Source organism: Alkalibacterium sp. s-m-28 (assembly GCF_054658175.1).
The window spans coordinates 1-16,636 of sequence record NZ_BAAGIQ010000015.1; the positions used below are offsets into that span (position 1 = coordinate 1).

Genomic DNA, 16,636 nt, shown 5'->3' on the forward strand with positions numbered 1-16,636 from the left:
CAAGTAATATAATCGTTTAAAAGTTGAATTAAACTGTTTTGCCACTTGATTTTATTAACTAAATACATGATAATCTGAAGTAGATTAGGCATCTCTTTTCACTCCTTAAGTGATGAATGTTTGTTTTAGTGAACTTCATTTTATCAGATTAAGGGGGGGAAGAGGTGCCTTTTTGTATTTTAATTGATAGAGCAACGATAGTTGCATTAAAACAACACGAAAAAACAAAAAAATTGGTAATTACTAATTTACTTATGGAGGTGAATGTATGAAAACTGAAATCATGGTCCACTGCGGAAACTCACCAAAAATGGAACGTGTCATTGACTTGACAGCAGCTCTTGCGGGAAAAGATGCTGAATTAGTGAAGCAGTATGTGCGTGATGATTTTACTTGGAAGACCGTGGGAGAAGATGCAGTTATTTCATTTGAGAAACTGAATAAGGAATTAGACAATAGACCTCCTGTAAAGGAATTATCGGTTACTAATGCACTAAGTCATGGAAACGGTGCTATGTGTGAAGGAACCCTCTTGTTTGAAGATGGAGATGTTCTCCAATTTTGTACAGTAGTAAAATTCGTAAACACGGCTAAAAATGCCTTAATTAAAGAAGCGCATACCTACTTTGCAAACTAATACATGCTTGAAACGGATAGATAGTATGACCTGGCCTTGAAGGTTGAATTTTTTTATAAGACTATTTATCTTATATACTGTTAAACCTAGGAGGAAGACAAAACGTATCTTAGAACAAGCTGGTCTCTCAACTATGATTCTGCTAATTTATAAAAGTGATTAGGCAATTATCAAAAAATGGTGTAAGATCATATTATGCTGCACCACAATGGAATGGCTATTGGAGTTATCCAGTTCTTGATCCTATGAACAACACTATAGAAGTAACGTGCACTGACACTGGCTATAGATAAACAAAGATATAAATAGCATATGTACAGAAAGGAACATGTAAGAATGTTAAGAAAAGCCAAAATTGAAAACGGTTTAATACAGGGTCTGCCAGCTGCAGACCCTAAGATAACATCATTTAAAGGCGTCCCTTTTGCAGCACCGCCTGTCGGACAGAACCGCTGGCGCGCACCACAGCCTGCGTCAAACTGGGAAGGGACACTTCTAGCCTATGAATTTGCACCGATATCCATGCAGGCCACTCCAGGAGTGAACAAAGACGATTTCTATTCAAGAGAATGGCATGTGGATCCCGATATTCCTATGGCTGAAGACAACCTTTACTTGAATGTTTGGACACCGGCTTCAAGTGAAGATGAGAAGCTGCCTGTCTATGTCTGGATTTTCGGCGGAGCGTTTCAGTACGGTTATACGGCTGAGATGGAATTTGATGGTGAGCGTCTGGCGAGAAGAGGAGCGGTGGTCGTTACGGTAAACTACCGGCTGAATTCATTCGGTTTTCTTGCTCATCCTGAACTCACTGCGGAAGCACCTGATGCACCTACAAACTTTGGCCTGCTGGATCAGAGAGCAGGCATCGAATGGGTCAAACGTAACATAGCAGCATTCGGTGGAGACCCTGAGAACATCACGGTAGGTGGCCAGTCAGCAGGAGGCGCCAGTGTCATGCATCAGCTTACTGCACCGCAAAATGACCCCCTCTTCCATAAAGCAGTTGTACTTAGCGGCATGTTCAAGAATGTCTATGGGAACAGCGGAATCCCAGGCAGCGGCAGAACGCTGTCACAAGTGGAAGAGGAAGGGGTCAAGTTCTTCGATTTCCTCGGCGTAGCTTCGCTGGCTGAGGCTCGTGAACTTGAAGGTGAATACCTGCGTCAGAAAGCATTGGAATACGAGAAATTCTGGGGGCCTGTTATTGATAAGCAGTTCGTCATGGGGGATGTCTTCAAACTTTTCCTCGAGAAGAAGCGTCTGATGGTCCCAGTCATGCTGGGTCATACCTCTTCTGAATTCTTCAGTGTTCCAGATGTATCGAGCTTAGATGAATTCGAAAAGATGGCAAGGGAAACATTCGGGTCAGATGCGGATGATTATCTGAGTCTTTGCCGTTTTGAATCCGGTAATTTGGAGGACATCAAGGAACGTGCCTCTGTCAGCACAATTGAATATGCCATACGCGTTGCCGGACAAGCCAACTCTGACAGCGGATCTGACACGCCTCTTTATTATTATAATTTTGATCCAGAGATACCGGGCTGGGATAACCCTGGGACTTTCCATTCCGCGGACCTGTGGTTCTTCTTTGAGACGCTAGCTAAGGCCTGGAGACCCTTCACAGGCAAACACTATGATTTAGCTCGTCAGATGAGCAACTACCTGGGCAATTTCATCTCAAATGGGAATCCTAACGGGGATGATGTGACGGGTGAAGCGATGCCGACATGGGAGCCATATACGTCAGAAAAGCCATTCGGAATGGTCTTCAAAGATCACTCTGAATTTGTAAAAGAGGAACCTGATGCACTCATGGACTTTCTTGTTAGAATGTATTTTAAAAATGACTAGAGACATCCGGATATAAATATCTTTTCTTAGTATGCATCGTTTATATTTACAAAACATCCATTTGTACAGTTATGTTAATATTATTGTTTTTCTAATATTAGAAAAACAATAATCGAGAAGAATTGGATCTGAAATAGATATTCGATGATATTTTAACAGTAAAGATTGATAGGCCAATAGACGGTTACCATTCTCAACATAAAGAGTTGTATTATCATGTCGATTAGGGATATATTAAAGGTATAGTAGTGAAAAAGTCGGAATCTGATTAAATGGACAAATCATCTTCGACTTTTAAGTCAAACTCTTTCCGTAAGGAGAATACAGCTTATGAATAAGAACCCATCTTACAATAAAATAATTTTTCTATCTGTAATAGGGCTGATTTTATTCCTATACCAGTATACTTTAGGCATTGTTGGGATTGTTATACTTGCTCACGTTATTTCATCAAGTTTCACCACCAAGGAAACTCGGTACTTTAGTGCCGAGAGGAATTGGTGGGTTTGTGGAACTCAATTCTTTAGATTTTTTCACTATAGAAGTCCTTTCTGTTAACCTTTCACTATTAATTATGATATAATGTATTTAGTGAAAGGAGGTTTTGGGATATGGATATTACACTTACAGCTAAACAACAAATCTTTCCGGATGAAAAACAAGTTCAAATCTTTAAAGATACGATGAATACGTATACCAAAGCTTTGAATTTTGTTTCCGAATGGATTTTTAACCATAACTTTAACTTGAAGCAATTTAGTATTCACAAAGAAATCTATCATACAATTCGTGAGACGTTTAATTTAAAATCCCAACTTACGCAAAATGCGATTCGTGATGTTATTGCACGCTACAAGGCAGTCGAAACGCAACTCAAAAGTAAGGGTGGTCAATTAGAGCACTTGTGGTACCCATTGAATTTTAAGACGCCTCAGCTTACTTTGACTCGCGACCGTGATTATAGTTTCTTGAAAACAGGTCAAGTCTCCATCAATACAAACAATAAGCGTGAAAAAGTTGATATTACTTTTAAAAATCGTGAACATTTTCTTGAAGGACATAGATTGGGAGAAGCGAAACTAATCACCAAGAACGGCAGATGGTTCCTTTATATTTCTGCCACCAAAGAATATCCTGAATTCGAAAAAGAAGATGTTCAACACGTTGTCGGAATCGACAGAGGGTTGCGCTTCTTGGCAACTACTTTTGACGAAAAAGGAAACAGTTATTTTGTCAATGGAAAAGAAATATTAGCGAAGCGTCGTCACTTCAAGAAACTTCGACAGTCATTGCAGAAAAAGAATACCAAATCCGCTAAACGAAGAATTCGAAAAATAGGTCAACGAGAGAACCGTTGGATGACCGATGTGAATCATCGATTATCGAAGGCACTCGTTGATTACTATGGACCGAACACCTTTTTTGTTTTAGAAGATTTGACCGATGTTCGATTTGCGACGGAAAAACACCACAAGGACAATCGATATGAAGCCGTCAGTTGGGCTTTCTACCAATTTGAGCAACACTTAGCTTACAAGTCCCGAATGAATCAATCGGAAGTCTTGAAAGTGGATGCTCACTATACGAGCCAGCGCTGTCCAAAATGCGGGACTATAGACAAGGAAAATCGCTTGAACAGGGAACATGCTTTTTGTTGTAAAAATTGTTCTTATAAATCAAACGATGACCGAGTAGCTGCCATGAACATTCAACAGTTAGGAACAGAGTGGATATCCGGAACCGAACGTCCCCGCTATACGAAAGTCGAAACAAGTTAAGGTACACATGATACATTCTGTGTATTGCCGTAGCAGTCAATCTGCGGGCAAAGGGTAGTCCTTTGCGAGAAGTAACCTAAAATAGGAGCTTGGAATCAAGCGTTTGGACTATTGAACTTAGAGTTACAAGCCCGGTACTTTAGTGCCGGGTCATTGACTTGTTTGACGCTAGGGTACTCGGTATTTTAATGCCGAGGTGAATAGCGTCTTTCACTTCCTTTCTTGATTTCCACTAGAATTTATAATATACTATATTTAGTGGAGGTGATTAAAATTAAAATCAATGAAACATTTAAAATACAAATTTTACCGACTGAAGAACAAAGTATTAAACTTCGAGAAATTCAAAACGTTTATTTAGAGGTTTGTAACTATATCTCAAAATGGATTTTCGAAAATGAATTTGAGTTAAAACAGCGTACAATACATGACAATCTGTATTATGAATTACGTTCGTCATTTGGTTTGTCTGCTCAAATTACTCAATCTGCTATCCGTTCAGTCATCGGTAAATACAAAACAGTTGAAAAACAATTATTGTCAAATCCTTATAAATATAGGGATAATGAATTAAATAAAATGTGTTACACAAAACGAACGATTGATTGGTTACAAAAACCAATTGAATTTAATAAACAAACAGTTATACTGCTCAGAAATCGTGACTATTCAGTAAAAGCTGATAACCACTATTCAGTTTCTGTCATGAATGGACGAGAAACAATGCCTTATTTATTAACAGACAATCCACATGTCAATAAATTTAATGATGGGTCATGGGTACTAGGTGGAGCGAATTTAATTGAACAAAACAATAAATGGTACCTAGCGATATCTGCTTCAAAAGAAGTTCCTGATTTTGATAAAGAAACAGTTCAACATGTCGTGGGTATTGATAGAGGTCTGAGACAACTCGTAACAACCTATGATGAAAAAGGAAAAACTGTCTTTTATAATGGACAAGATATTTTAAAGAAACGTAGAAAGTATAAAAAGTTACGTCAACAGTTGCAAAGTAAAGGGTCGAAATCAGCTAAACGCCGATTAAAAGCAATAGGACAGCGAGAAAACCGTTGGATGAATGATGTGAATCATCAAATCAGTAAGGCACTCGTTGAACAATATGGACCAAATACTTTATTTGTTATTGAAGACTTAACAAATGTACGTTTTGCGACAGAAAAACATTCTAAGGATAACCGTTATGAATCTGTGTCATGGGCATTTTATGACCTAGAGCAAAAATTTGCGTATAAAGCAGCAGAGAAGGGGTCTTTGGTTTTGAAAGTCCCTGCTCGTTACACAAGTCAGCGCTGTCCGAAATGCGGAACGATTGATAAAGAAAATAGGAAACAAACAGAACATCTATTTTGTTGTAAAAATTGTTTTTATCGTTCGAATGATGACCGTGTAGCAGCTATGAATATTCAATATCTTGGAACAGATTATATATCTGGTGTTGAAAAACCACACTTTGAAAAAATAAATCCAGCAATTGACTAACTATTATCTATAGATTGATAGTTGAGCGGGTGTTATCAACCACCCGATGATGTAGGACGACGGCAGGAGCTTCACAGCGATAATACTGCTAAGAGAACAATCTCTTGTACTTACAAACTCGTTACTTTAGTGACGAGTAGTTGATTTATGCTCTACATTCTTTTAGATAAGTGGTTTAAAGATAACAGCAGTAGAACGAGAGATAAATTCATAATTGGTATCATTTCATTACTGATTATAGCCTCAACTCTGTTTCATAGTCTTGATTATGCAGGCCCACATAATTATATCATCAGGTTCTGGATGGTCTCCATTTCAGTATTTATAGTGTGGGATTATATTGCTGCAGCAATCGGTTCTATATACAAACGGATAAAAAAGATACTATTCAATGCTTTTTGAGCATGATAAAAGTAATTGCATATAAAGAGGCTGAACATTAAGTACGCACTTAATGTCCAGCCTCAATTTGTGGTTCTACGTCAAATAACGTTGGTAAAGAATAATAAGTAAATGTCAGAGAGTTTATATAGGGTGTATAGCATGGTGGCCTAGGCTACCATGCTATACACTTCTTTTTGTGCATGTTTACGTTGAGATGCTTCTGATTTTAAAGAAAAGTGAATGATAATTCTATTCTTGTAGTTGGCAAAGTTCCTGTAGCCGTAGGCCACACGATTAAGAACCTTGATTTTATTATTGATTCCTTCTATTTTTCCATTGTTGTAAGGATATTTAAACGTATTTTTAATAAACGGAAGATGCTTACGTAGTGTTCTCAAGCTGGTCTTCATGTACGAGGATAAATTTGCAACGTCAGATCGGTCCAATATACAGCTCAATTGATTATAATCGTTCATTCCTACTGCTTGAATAATCTGCTGATAGACATCATATGTAGCTTTTAGTTCACTATCATAGGCCAACATTTCAGAGACAATCGCTGACTCCAGGCGCTGTCCAAATAGCTTGTAGCGCTGATACTTAGTGTAAGAGAGATCCGTTTCTTTCTTGAGTATCTTTTTCCAGAAGTGCTTCAATCTACGATATTTCTTCTGATCTTCTCCATTTGATGTATGGAACTGATTCATAATCTTTACGCGTGTTTTGTTCATCGACCGATTGACGAGCTGAACGATATGGAACCGGTCAATGATAATCTGTGCATTAGGAAACAGCCGAGGAATAAAGCTGACATAGCTTGCATTCATATCTACAGTGATCGTCTTTACTTTCTCTCTTTGCTTCAAGCTGTAATGAGATATAAAGTGATTACTGACTGAGCGACTGTGTTTAGAAGGCAGAATATCAAGAATGCGACCGTTTTGGACATCAATGTATTCGAATGCCATTCGCCCACTGGCGTATTTAAATTCGTCAAAAGACAAATGTGACGGTAGTGTATGATAATGAGGTCTGTATTGCTTGCTTTCCTGGTTTATAGTTCTTTGGACCGTGGCTTCAGACACGTTCGCCTCTTTAGCTATATCTTTAACAGAACAGGCTTCTGAGGCCTTAGTCAAAATCTTAGCCTTAATGAAGGTGGATATAAAACAATGCTCTTTAACAATCGGGGTTTTTGCAGTGAAACTTGAGCCGCAGTCTTTACACATGAACCGCTGCTTTCTTATACGTAAATACGTTGGTCGAATACCGCTCATTGGAAAAGTTACACGAGAGGACTGTGTCCCATTTTTATAGATACTGTAATCATTGTTCGGAGCGTGACACTTCTCGCATTCGGCTGGCGTATAGCTTAGATTACAATCGATATATTTAACTTTTCGCCCTTTTAAAACACCGTAGGTGACACAATCATCTTTAAATATGAGATTTTTATCTTGAATATCGAGTAATTTTTGCATATCATTTGAAGTAGGCAAGTGAGTTCCTCCTTAGGTGATGTTTTCGTCGACTATTATTCTACAGGAGAACTCACTTGTTTTCTAATATCTAAAAAAATGACGTTAGTGAGTTAATCTCACCAACGTCATTTATTGTACAACCCAATTTGTAAGTCTATCTTTCTTCTACACTTACAAGTAATTCAAAACCATCATTAAAGATAAAACCCCAGCATACCGGACAATATCCCGATAATCGCCCCAGCAATCACATCTCTCGGATAATGGACGCCGCCAATGACACGCAGGACGGCCAGTAGGCAGCCGATCAGCATGAGAAAGATTCCAAGTGGACGGGATATGAAATAGAGGGTGGAGGCGATCACGAAAACAGAAAAGACATGACGACTTGGAAACGACTGGCCTTTAGTATCTTTATTTAAAATAGGCACCTTGCCGGTGACTTCATAGGGTCGAGGTGCATCAATATAGCGCCGTAACAGGCTCACCAGTACAAAAGAGATCAGCGGTGCCAGAAGCACGCGCCAGATTCTGGAGTCACCTGAGAATAATAGTACCATGATGATTACAGGGTAGATTGCATACACCGTATAGGTAATGAGTCGATTGGAAAGGTTAATTGCTTTTGCATACATATCATGAACATCCTAGCATTTGATTTCTTACATAGTATCATAGACAGCCTGACTAGTGGAGGGGAAATGAATAATTTCATTTTTTTATAAAAAAAGAACCAGACAAATGAGCTGTCTGATTCTTCAAAAACTATCTATACTTCAAATTCTGTATAGGCATTCTTTTCCAGTTCAAATGGACCGGCTGTCAGTCCAGCATCAGGTCTATGATGTCCGAAAAAGTCCGAATCGAAGCGATACGGTGATCCATCAGGCTGCTCGAAAGCCATATCGGCATGATAAGCTTTTCCGAGAAGATCGCTTGTAGCCACCATGGAAGAAGCAGCACGAAGCAAGTCCGGATCGTTTACTTTGACGCTGACTTTGCCTTCATTCTGATCGATTGAAATATCGATTCCTTTCTGTTCAGAAGAAGGAGCATGAGGGTCATGACTGCTAGAAACAGCGTTGTTCACGTATACGTTTCCTCCCATAGCTACAGGGAGCACGGCATTACCCACCAGGATATCATTTGCGGCATCACCAAGTTCAGCCATTTCCTCTTTAGTGTACTGCCACCACGGCTTATCTTTTGCATCAGGATGGTCGTTGTATCCGCCCAGCCCAACTGGATGCAGGTAGCAGATTGAATCTTCAGGAACACCATCCATTACAGCGCCACTGCCCTCAGTTTCTTCTCTTTCTTTAAGCGGAAGATGCTCAAAGAAGGTGATAGGGACAGGCTCTTTGTTTGTCTCTTCATTCCCTAAGAAAAGGTTATTGTAGTATCTGTCATCTCCACCACTAATATTAGAATATCCAGCCATGGCTGTCTCATGTGGGAAATGGTAAGGTGTCGTACGTGACAGTTCGGACTGAACGACAAATTGTCCGGCAAACAGATTATGGACAAAAGCACCACCTTGAGCCATGTTTCTGAAATTCATCGGTGACAGGAACAGGTTGTGATCAACTAAATATGGGCCATGACACACTTCAACAAATAAATCTTCTGACAGATTGTCGAAAAATAGATTACGGCTGATTCGAGTTCCTTGTGCCTGCCAGTCAAGCCAGAGGCCACGGTAGGAACTGTAAATCCTGTTGTCACTGATTTGAGTGTCCAAAGCAGCATGAAGCTTGATGCCTCCTACTTCAGCCCCATGTCGGATTCGCTTGTGGTGGATATTGTAAATTTTATTCTGATAGATGCTGCTGAAGGCTGCTCCCATGTGGCCGACAATTCCAGCCTGTTCACAGTCATGAATCACATTGTTTCGGACAATATGACTACCGACACGGTCCTTATCCCAGCCGGATCGTAAAGCTCTCAGAATTACTTCCTGTTCACGCTGGGTACCACCTTTACTGTGATTGTCGCCGTCTCTAGTGTGCCCAGTCCCGATGGCAGTACCAAGACTGATCCCGACGTTCTTGGACTCGCTGATCACGTTGTTTTCGATGATCCATCCTTTACTCCAGTGTGTTCCGATCAGTCCTTCCTGAAATTCAGTTGGCGCTGCCCACTGAGGAGAGGCCTGGCACAGAGTGAATCCGCTGACCGTTATATAATCAAGACCCGGTTTTTCCGGCCAGAAACAGTGCGGACGCACGCTGATTTCGACATTTTCTTCGCGCGGATCTTTCCCACCGAAGTTAGCCCAGATCTTAGTCGTTTTAGAATCGACTTCAGCTGTCCATTTGAGTAGAGAAGCTTCTGAGTACTTGGCTTCCGACCAGGCTTCAGGCTTATGTACGTGCTCTACTTTCTCACATTCATAAAGCGACTGACCGTCGAGGTAAACCTCACCGAGATGAGCCGTAAAAGCGCCGTCAAAAAGCCAATCGCCACTTAGTTCTTCTTTAAAAGGGTGTCTTGCAGAAAACAGGCTGTTAGGGACCACTGTACTCCATACCTGATCACCTTCGTCTGTCCAGTCTGTTATGCGCTCTGCTCCAGTGATGACGACTTCGCCATCTCCAGCTGCTTTGTAGACGATTCGATGATCGACGGTTCCACCATTTGCGGGATTTACCCATTCACGGTACACGCCTGCATGGACGGTAACGGTATCTCCGGGCATGGCCAATGCCGCAGCTTGAGAAATGGTACGGAAAGGCTGGTCAGCTGTTCCTTTAGCCTGATCACTTCCACTGATTGATACATGATAATTCATTTGTTTCCTCCTTATTCTGTCATGATTGTAATCGACAGAGTCATTAAACAATTGTAGGTTACTTAACTAGTATACAATGTATTGGCTTTCATAGTGAATAGAAAAACTAAAATCGTTTGCAGAATAACAATATTAAGCGAGATAGTTGAGTGATTTAGAAGACTATTGGCTTAAAAACAGATTAGAATTAATGAATCAGACGGATTATAATAGACTTAACAAAAAAACAAAAGCAGCTTATAAAACTGAAGGGGTGAGACGAGATGTATGATGCAAAAACTAAAGAGACCGACAATAGTGTCAGAACATTTATTGAAACAGTGGAGAGCGATGCAAAAAAAGCAGATGCCTACCGCCTGCTTGAGATTTTTCAGGAAGAGACGGGATTCGAGCCGAAACTGTGGGGGCCAAGCATCATCGGCTTCGGAAAGTATCACTATCGCTATGCCTCCGGTCATGAAGGGGATGCGCCGCTTGCTGCATTTTCTCCTAGAAAGGGAAAAATCAGCCTGTATCTCATGTATGACAGCCCAGAAAGGGATCAGCTGCTGGAATCATTCGGCAAGCATAAAACGGGAAAGGCTTGTGTCTATATCAATAAGCTTGATGATGTAGATCAGTTGATCCTGAAAGAACTGATTAGAAAAACAGTGGACACGTATCAGAAGCTGTATCCTGAATGAGTTTTAAAAAATAGTCAGACCCGACAGAAAGTAGGGAAAACATGTTCAATGCCTCTGAAAACAATGGACTGCCAAGACTTTCAACTCAACTGAATTATGTCTCCAGCGGACACAAGCCCCCAAACAGTCATGAATGGGGGCCGGGTGTCCGGGATGTCTATGCTATGCATTACATCATAAAAGGGAAGGGCATATATCAAAATCGTTCCGGAGAGTACGAATTAAAAGAAGGTCAGAGCTTCCTGATTTATCCTTACACTGAAATTTACTATTATCCAGATCCCAATGATCCATGGGAGTATGTCTGGGTAGAATTTACAGGAGAAGAGGTTGCTCCTATCCTTGACCTGACGAGCCTGTCAGCGGATCGTCCCATTACTGAGAAAGCTGAAAGTGATTTGAGCCTCTACTACTTTCTAGAAGAGAATAAAGAGAAATCGGTCGCTGAGACTATGCGTATGGCAGCTAGGCTTCGGACACTTCTGTCTTATTATGTTGAACAGTTTCCTGAAGAGAGCCTCTCTGATAAAACCGATTATGTTCAGCAAGCCAAAGACACGATTCTTAAGCACTACTGGAAGTCTACGCTCTCTGTCACTGACATAGTTCAGGACGTCAATATCGAACGCAGTTACCTGTTTCGTCTGTTTAAGGCATCGACAGGTCTGCCGATTTCAACGTACTTGAGAGATGTCAGAATCGAACAGGCCTGTCTCTTGATGCAGAAGTCGAATCTGTCCGTAAAGTCCATTGCCAATTCGGTTGGCTATAGTGATCCTCTCTATTTCTCCAAGGTTTTTAAGAAGGTCACGTCCTATACACCGACCGAATATATGACTCTTACCGAAAAAACTATCGGAAAAGAACACAGTTCCCGGACTCACGGTAATAAGTTATGAGGTCCTCTAAAGCTTGCCGGTCACAGTCCAGTCGCTTCCCAAGACAGTCCAGACATGAAAACTGGCGTGCTGTACGTGAGACGACCTTCAGATTTAAAGCGCCTTCATCTGGATGAAGGGTGTGCTCACACGTCTGGCAGACCTGAGCTGTCGACATATCAGTGGACGACCTTTGCTCTGACGACCAGACAGTCATGAGCGGGAACGACTGGATTATATCGTTCCTTGAATTGGCCGAGAGGCTTGTGATCCCAGCAGTCGTGAAGATCAAGGGAATAACCTGACGCATAGGGCAGACCCAGATCCCAGAACTGAAGGGAAATCTCACGCTGAGCGTCACTCAAGTTAAAGAAGCCGATTGCCAGCTCACCATCTGCCAGGACTTTTACTTGAATAAAGACATCATCATCATGGAACCACTGAGGCTCCGGCTTAATGCGGTAAGCGCCTCTGCCTTCCACATCCTGATTGATTGCCAGGAGATCTTTGTTAAGTAAAATATTCTGGGTTGTTTCATTCGCTTCACGGATGTCGCAGCCGATCATCAGAGGGGAACCCATAATGCTCCATAATGAAAAGTGTGTTTTGTATTCACTATCGGTGCACCCGCCGATTTTACTGCCTATGAAGCCGTCGTTACTGCCGCCGTACATACCGACAACAAGCATGTCCATATCATTATGGCAGAAGGCACCTGTATAACGCGCCTTATCCACTTGAGAAAGGGCCAGTCTTTTAATCGACTCCCAGTTATCCTGAATATCACCAGTGGAGCGGTACATGTGTGCACCTGATTCGCGTATCCAGTGGGTGACATTGTCTTCGCCCCAGTTACAGGCTGAAAAGAGTATGTCTCTTCCGGAATTTTTTAAAGCCAGACTCATGCGTTTATAGAGAAGTTCTCCGGAAATCTGTCTAGGCTTGAAGCAGTAGTCGTATTTAAGCAGATCGACACCCCATGAGGCAAACTGGCGGGCGTCCTGAAATTCATGTTCAAAACTCCCAGGATAACCTGCACAGGTGTGTGTCCCGGCGCAGGAATACATCCCGAATTTCAGACCTTTGCCATGAATGTAATCAGCCAGGGCCTTCATGCCGCTTGGAAACTTTTCTGGATCAGGGACCAGGTTGCCGTCTTCGTCCCGTTCTTTCAGGCTCCAGCAGTCGTCGATGACGATATACTCATAGCCCGCATCCTTATAGCCGTCAGTCACAAACCTGTCTGCGACGTCCCGGATCAGTTTCTCATTAATGTCCCATGTAAATGTATTCCAGGAATTCCATCCCAGAGGAGGCCGCAGCCCCATATTATGTTCAATCATTTTCTTATTCCACCTTCCATTGGGTTAAGTAGTTGTCAGCTCTATTAGACCACTTGAAGCTGCTTTACCCCAATAGGGAGATGTTGTTTTGTTATGGAAAAATGTTGTATTATTCTGGTCGAGTCTATTCCTCGTAGAGTATTTCATAATAATCTGTGTGCGTCCCTTTAGCCATTACTCTTAGTGGAGTACCTTGGTCCAGTGGCAAACTCGATGTAAAAACGATTCTCTGAAGATTCCCATCTTCATTGTATCCGTCTAAGGTGTATTTATAGCGGCCATTCACTTCTTCAGGCTCATCGTTCACAGTTGCATAAACATATTCATACTCTATAAACGGATTAAATCGATCAACAGTATCACGAAAAGCCAAAAAACCGATGAGTAAACTCAAGACAATTAATACACTCAGGAGCAGTTTGCTATTTTTCATAAAATTACCTTCTTTCCAGTGATTGATTTACTTTGCTGCTGTAGTACCGAACAGTTAAAATTCCGAAGAACGCATAGATCAGTGTGTAGGTAAGCATACTGATGGCCACCGGAATAACAATACTTGAATTGACTATAACTGACCCAACTTTCAGTGCAAAAAATGAATGTGAAAGTCCAATTGTTAAGGGAATGAAATAAACAAAGAACTGTTTCCTTTTAATCCCAATCATTATATCTTCAGACTGAAACCCCAGTTGTCTGAGTGTTCTGTAATTATCTTTTTCCTGCTCGGCTTCGCTCATTTGCTTAAAGTACATAATGCTTCCGGTTGCGAGCAACAGAACCAGACCTAAAAATCCAGATATAAAAATGAGAACACCGTTTGCCTGAAGAGTATCCGAGTAATATGAATGATAATCAACTGCAAAACTATTATCTGGTACGTTCTCATGAAAAATTGGTGATGCATCGGCGGAGTACCCGTCTGTCACATTGAACAGATCAAATGACGTCACTTGTACTTGATTATCAGACTCAGCCGCAGCCATTAGCTGGTCAAAGGTCCGTTGATTTACTAACAGCTGTTCACCTATGATATTGATATTCACCAAATTGGCTGGTTTAAGCCTATTTATTTGGAGCGTATCCAAACCAGTAGATAGATCAAAAGATACTTCTCTGGAAGAATCGGTATCCACTGAAGTAACTGCCGAAAAAGAATTGAACTGAACAGCGTAGCCATCTTCGATAGCTTGTTCAGTAGAACCAGTATCTTTTAAAGTATCTTCTGAAAAAACCAGAAAAGATCGTTCACCGTTACCGGAGGGTCTAGAGGAATCCTGTATTCGACCGGTAAGTCTAATTGCTGAGACAGTGTGATGTGAAAAAGGAATGGACTCAGTCTGTAAATCTTGCCGGACATTTTCGGCCGTTGATTCACTGTTTTCAACTACAAAATCAAGGGGCATTGAAGCTGAGACATCTTTTTCAGTCGAATAGTACAATGAATAGGAGAGCGATATCATAGTAATAGTCATGGCAGAAAGTATGGTAATTAAGGTCAGTGAACGTGAATGATCTTTCATTTTGTGCATGAGGGGTGCAATAGACAAACTATTATAAAGGCTTAAGTTTCCTCTCTTACTCTTACGGTAAAGAGATAAAAGCCACCCTATAGCTGATTTAAATATAAAATATGTTCCTAAGACAGTACTGATCAGAACAAGAAGCATAAATAGCAATAAATTATCTGCATGATCAATTATTAAAGTGGAGATATAGTAACCTGAAGCAACCAGTATGAGACCTGATACCGCAGTAATTCCCGACATGATGTTGTTTTTCTCGTAATGACGATCGTTGTTAGATTGAGAATGGAATAATTCGACTAAAGTTGACCCATAAACTATTTTATACATTTGAAGAGATGTAATGATAACTAGGCATAAATAGACTGACAACGTTTGTAAAAAAGCTCTGGAAGAGAATGTTAAGGAAATTGGACTGTTAATTCCTATAATGTTCACAAACAGTAGGACGAACAATCTTGAAAGTAAGATCCCGACGAACAGACCTATAATAAGAGCAGCAGAGCTGAGCGCAAAGTGCTCTATAACCAGCAGCCTACTAATCCAGTTTTTAGATAGTCCAATCAGCTGATAGAGACCGATTTCCTGACTACGACGACGAATGAAGATGTTATTTGCGTATAAGGTAAATAGTAAAGTAATTACTATCAGCAAAATACCTGCTACTTGAAACGAAGAGGCAAAATTGACACTTGAATCAGCCATGTATGCAACAGTCTCATCATACTGAAGGCTGGAAAAGACAAAGAAAAGGCTGACCGATATAATCATAGAGAAAAAGTAGAGATAATACATCTTGAGATTTTTTATAGCGCTTCTACCTGCAAGTACATAAATGTTCACTTCTGTTTTCCTCCTCCTAGTACAGCCTGCATATCGAGAATATCTTTAAAGAAAGACTCTCTAGATTTATCGCCACGATACAACTCGGAATATATTTCCCCATCTTTTAAAAATACAACTCGGCTGCAATAACTAGAAGCGACTGGATCGTGTGTGACCATACCAATCGTGACCTTATCGGCTTGGTTTATAGTCTGGAGGGTTTCCAGCAAGTCAGATGCTGCTTGGGAATCAAGAGCACCAGTAGGTTCATCTGCGAAGACAAGAGATGGAGAGTGAATCAAGGCTCTGGCAGCAGAGGTTCGTTGCTTTTGTCCTCCTGACAGCTCCGAAGGATATTTATCAGCCAAGTCGCTGATACCTAATCCTTCAGCAACATTAGTGAAGGCATATTCTGCTTCAGATTTGCTTTTTTTAGTCAATGAGACGGCCAGTAAAATATTTTCTTTTACCGTTAACGTATCAAGCAGGTTGTAATCCTGAAAAATGAAGCCTAACAGTTTGTGCCGAATTTGAGAGAGCTCTTTATCCTTAAGTTTAGACACATTTCTATCTTCTATAATCACATCGCCAGATGAAGGACGGTCAATTGTTGCGAGAGTATTGAGAAGCGTTGTCTTACCTGAGCCTGATGGTCCCATAATTCCAAGAAACTCACCCGCTAATATTCTTAAATTGATTCCTTTCAGCACATCCTGTGTGTGTCTTACAGAACCATATGATTTGATTAGATTTCGAGCAAGTAGAATCGTTTGTTGATTTGGTAATGTTGTCATGTTTTCACTCCTATAGTTCGATCTATTGATAGTTTACCGTTATAAATGGTTTCGGTCGTTCGAAGTAAGTGACTTTTATAAGTGATAAGTGATAATTTTGTCACTTTGCTCATTTTTCTCACCCAAGCACTCTCATATCGATTGAAACGATTTATATTA

Annotated in this window: 13 protein-coding genes; 6 read left to right on the forward strand and 7 right to left on the reverse strand. The window is 40.7% G+C overall.

Features of this window, described 5'->3' with window-relative positions:
* Positions 1-268: 268 nt before the first annotated feature.
* The 4 genes from ACYQ4S_RS03730 to ACYQ4S_RS03745 all read left to right on the forward strand — a co-directional run bounded on the left by ACYQ4S_RS03730 (position 269) and on the right by ACYQ4S_RS03745 (position 5,775).
* Positions 269-637, forward strand: a complete 369-nt coding sequence (locus ACYQ4S_RS03730; protein ID WP_459769436.1) for a hypothetical protein — start codon at positions 269-271, stop codon at positions 635-637.
* 336 nt (positions 638-973) lie between these two features.
* Positions 974-2,494 (forward strand): carboxylesterase/lipase family protein, encoded by a 1,521-nt coding sequence (locus ACYQ4S_RS03735; protein WP_459769438.1) that lies wholly within the window; start codon positions 974-976, stop codon positions 2,492-2,494.
* 611 nt (positions 2,495-3,105) lie between these two features.
* On the forward strand, positions 3,106-4,272 hold the full coding sequence (locus ACYQ4S_RS03740) for an RNA-guided endonuclease InsQ/TnpB family protein (RefSeq protein WP_459769440.1): 1,167 nt from the start codon (positions 3,106-3,108) through the stop codon (positions 4,270-4,272).
* 264 nt (positions 4,273-4,536) lie between these two features.
* Positions 4,537-5,775, forward strand: a complete 1,239-nt coding sequence (locus tag ACYQ4S_RS03745; RefSeq protein WP_459769442.1) for an RNA-guided endonuclease TnpB family protein — start codon at positions 4,537-4,539, stop codon at positions 5,773-5,775.
* 551 nt (positions 5,776-6,326) lie between these two features.
* Here the strand turns inward: ACYQ4S_RS03745 and ACYQ4S_RS03750 are convergent.
* From ACYQ4S_RS03750 to ACYQ4S_RS03760, 3 genes are all read right to left on the reverse strand, one after another.
* Positions 6,327-7,658 (reverse strand): ISL3 family transposase, encoded by a 1,332-nt coding sequence (locus ACYQ4S_RS03750; RefSeq protein ID WP_459769444.1) that lies wholly within the window; start codon positions 7,656-7,658, stop codon positions 6,327-6,329.
* A 176-nt stretch (positions 7,659-7,834) separates the two neighbouring features.
* Positions 7,835-8,275 carry a phosphatase PAP2 family protein gene (locus ACYQ4S_RS03755; protein ID WP_459769446.1) on the reverse strand — a complete coding sequence of 147 codons (441 nt, stop codon included), beginning with the start codon at positions 8,273-8,275 and terminating at the stop codon, positions 7,835-7,837.
* Positions 8,276-8,409: 134 nt separating this feature from the next.
* A complete protein-coding gene (locus ACYQ4S_RS03760) occupies positions 8,410-10,431 on the reverse strand; it encodes a right-handed parallel beta-helix repeat-containing protein (RefSeq protein ID WP_459769448.1) in 2,022 nt (673 codons plus the stop codon).
* Positions 10,432-10,694: 263 nt separating this feature from the next.
* Here ACYQ4S_RS03760 and ACYQ4S_RS03765 point away from each other — a divergent pair, with 263 nt between their 5' ends.
* A complete protein-coding gene (locus ACYQ4S_RS03765; RefSeq protein ID WP_459769450.1) occupies positions 10,695-11,114 on the forward strand; it encodes a DUF1801 domain-containing protein in 420 nt (139 codons plus the stop codon).
* Between the two features lie 41 nt (positions 11,115-11,155).
* Positions 11,156-12,013, forward strand: a complete 858-nt coding sequence (locus ACYQ4S_RS03770) for an AraC family transcriptional regulator (protein ID WP_459769452.1) — start codon at positions 11,156-11,158, stop codon at positions 12,011-12,013.
* 158 nt (positions 12,014-12,171) lie between these two features.
* Here the strand turns inward: ACYQ4S_RS03770 and ACYQ4S_RS03775 are convergent, their stop codons facing one another.
* The 4 genes from ACYQ4S_RS03775 to ACYQ4S_RS03790 all read right to left on the reverse strand — a co-directional run bounded on the left by ACYQ4S_RS03775 (position 12,172) and on the right by ACYQ4S_RS03790 (position 16,477).
* A complete protein-coding gene (locus tag ACYQ4S_RS03775) occupies positions 12,172-13,335 on the reverse strand; it encodes a glycoside hydrolase family 27 protein (RefSeq protein ID WP_459769454.1) in 1,164 nt (387 codons plus the stop codon).
* 124 nt (positions 13,336-13,459) lie between these two features.
* Positions 13,460-13,768 carry a YxeA family protein gene (locus tag ACYQ4S_RS03780; RefSeq protein WP_459769455.1) on the reverse strand — a complete coding sequence of 103 codons (309 nt, stop codon included), beginning with the start codon at positions 13,766-13,768 and terminating at the stop codon, positions 13,460-13,462.
* Positions 13,769-13,772: 4 nt separating this feature from the next.
* The gene (locus tag ACYQ4S_RS03785; protein WP_459769457.1) at positions 13,773-15,701 is read right to left on the reverse strand and encodes an FtsX-like permease family protein; all 1,929 of its coding nucleotides are present in this window, start codon (positions 15,699-15,701) and stop codon (positions 13,773-13,775) included.
* On the reverse strand, positions 15,698-16,477 hold the full coding sequence (locus tag ACYQ4S_RS03790; protein ID WP_459769459.1) for an ABC transporter ATP-binding protein: 780 nt from the start codon (positions 16,475-16,477) through the stop codon (positions 15,698-15,700). Before ACYQ4S_RS03790 ends, ACYQ4S_RS03785 begins: the two co-directional genes overlap by 4 nt.
* Between the last annotated feature and the right edge of the window lie 159 nt (positions 16,478-16,636).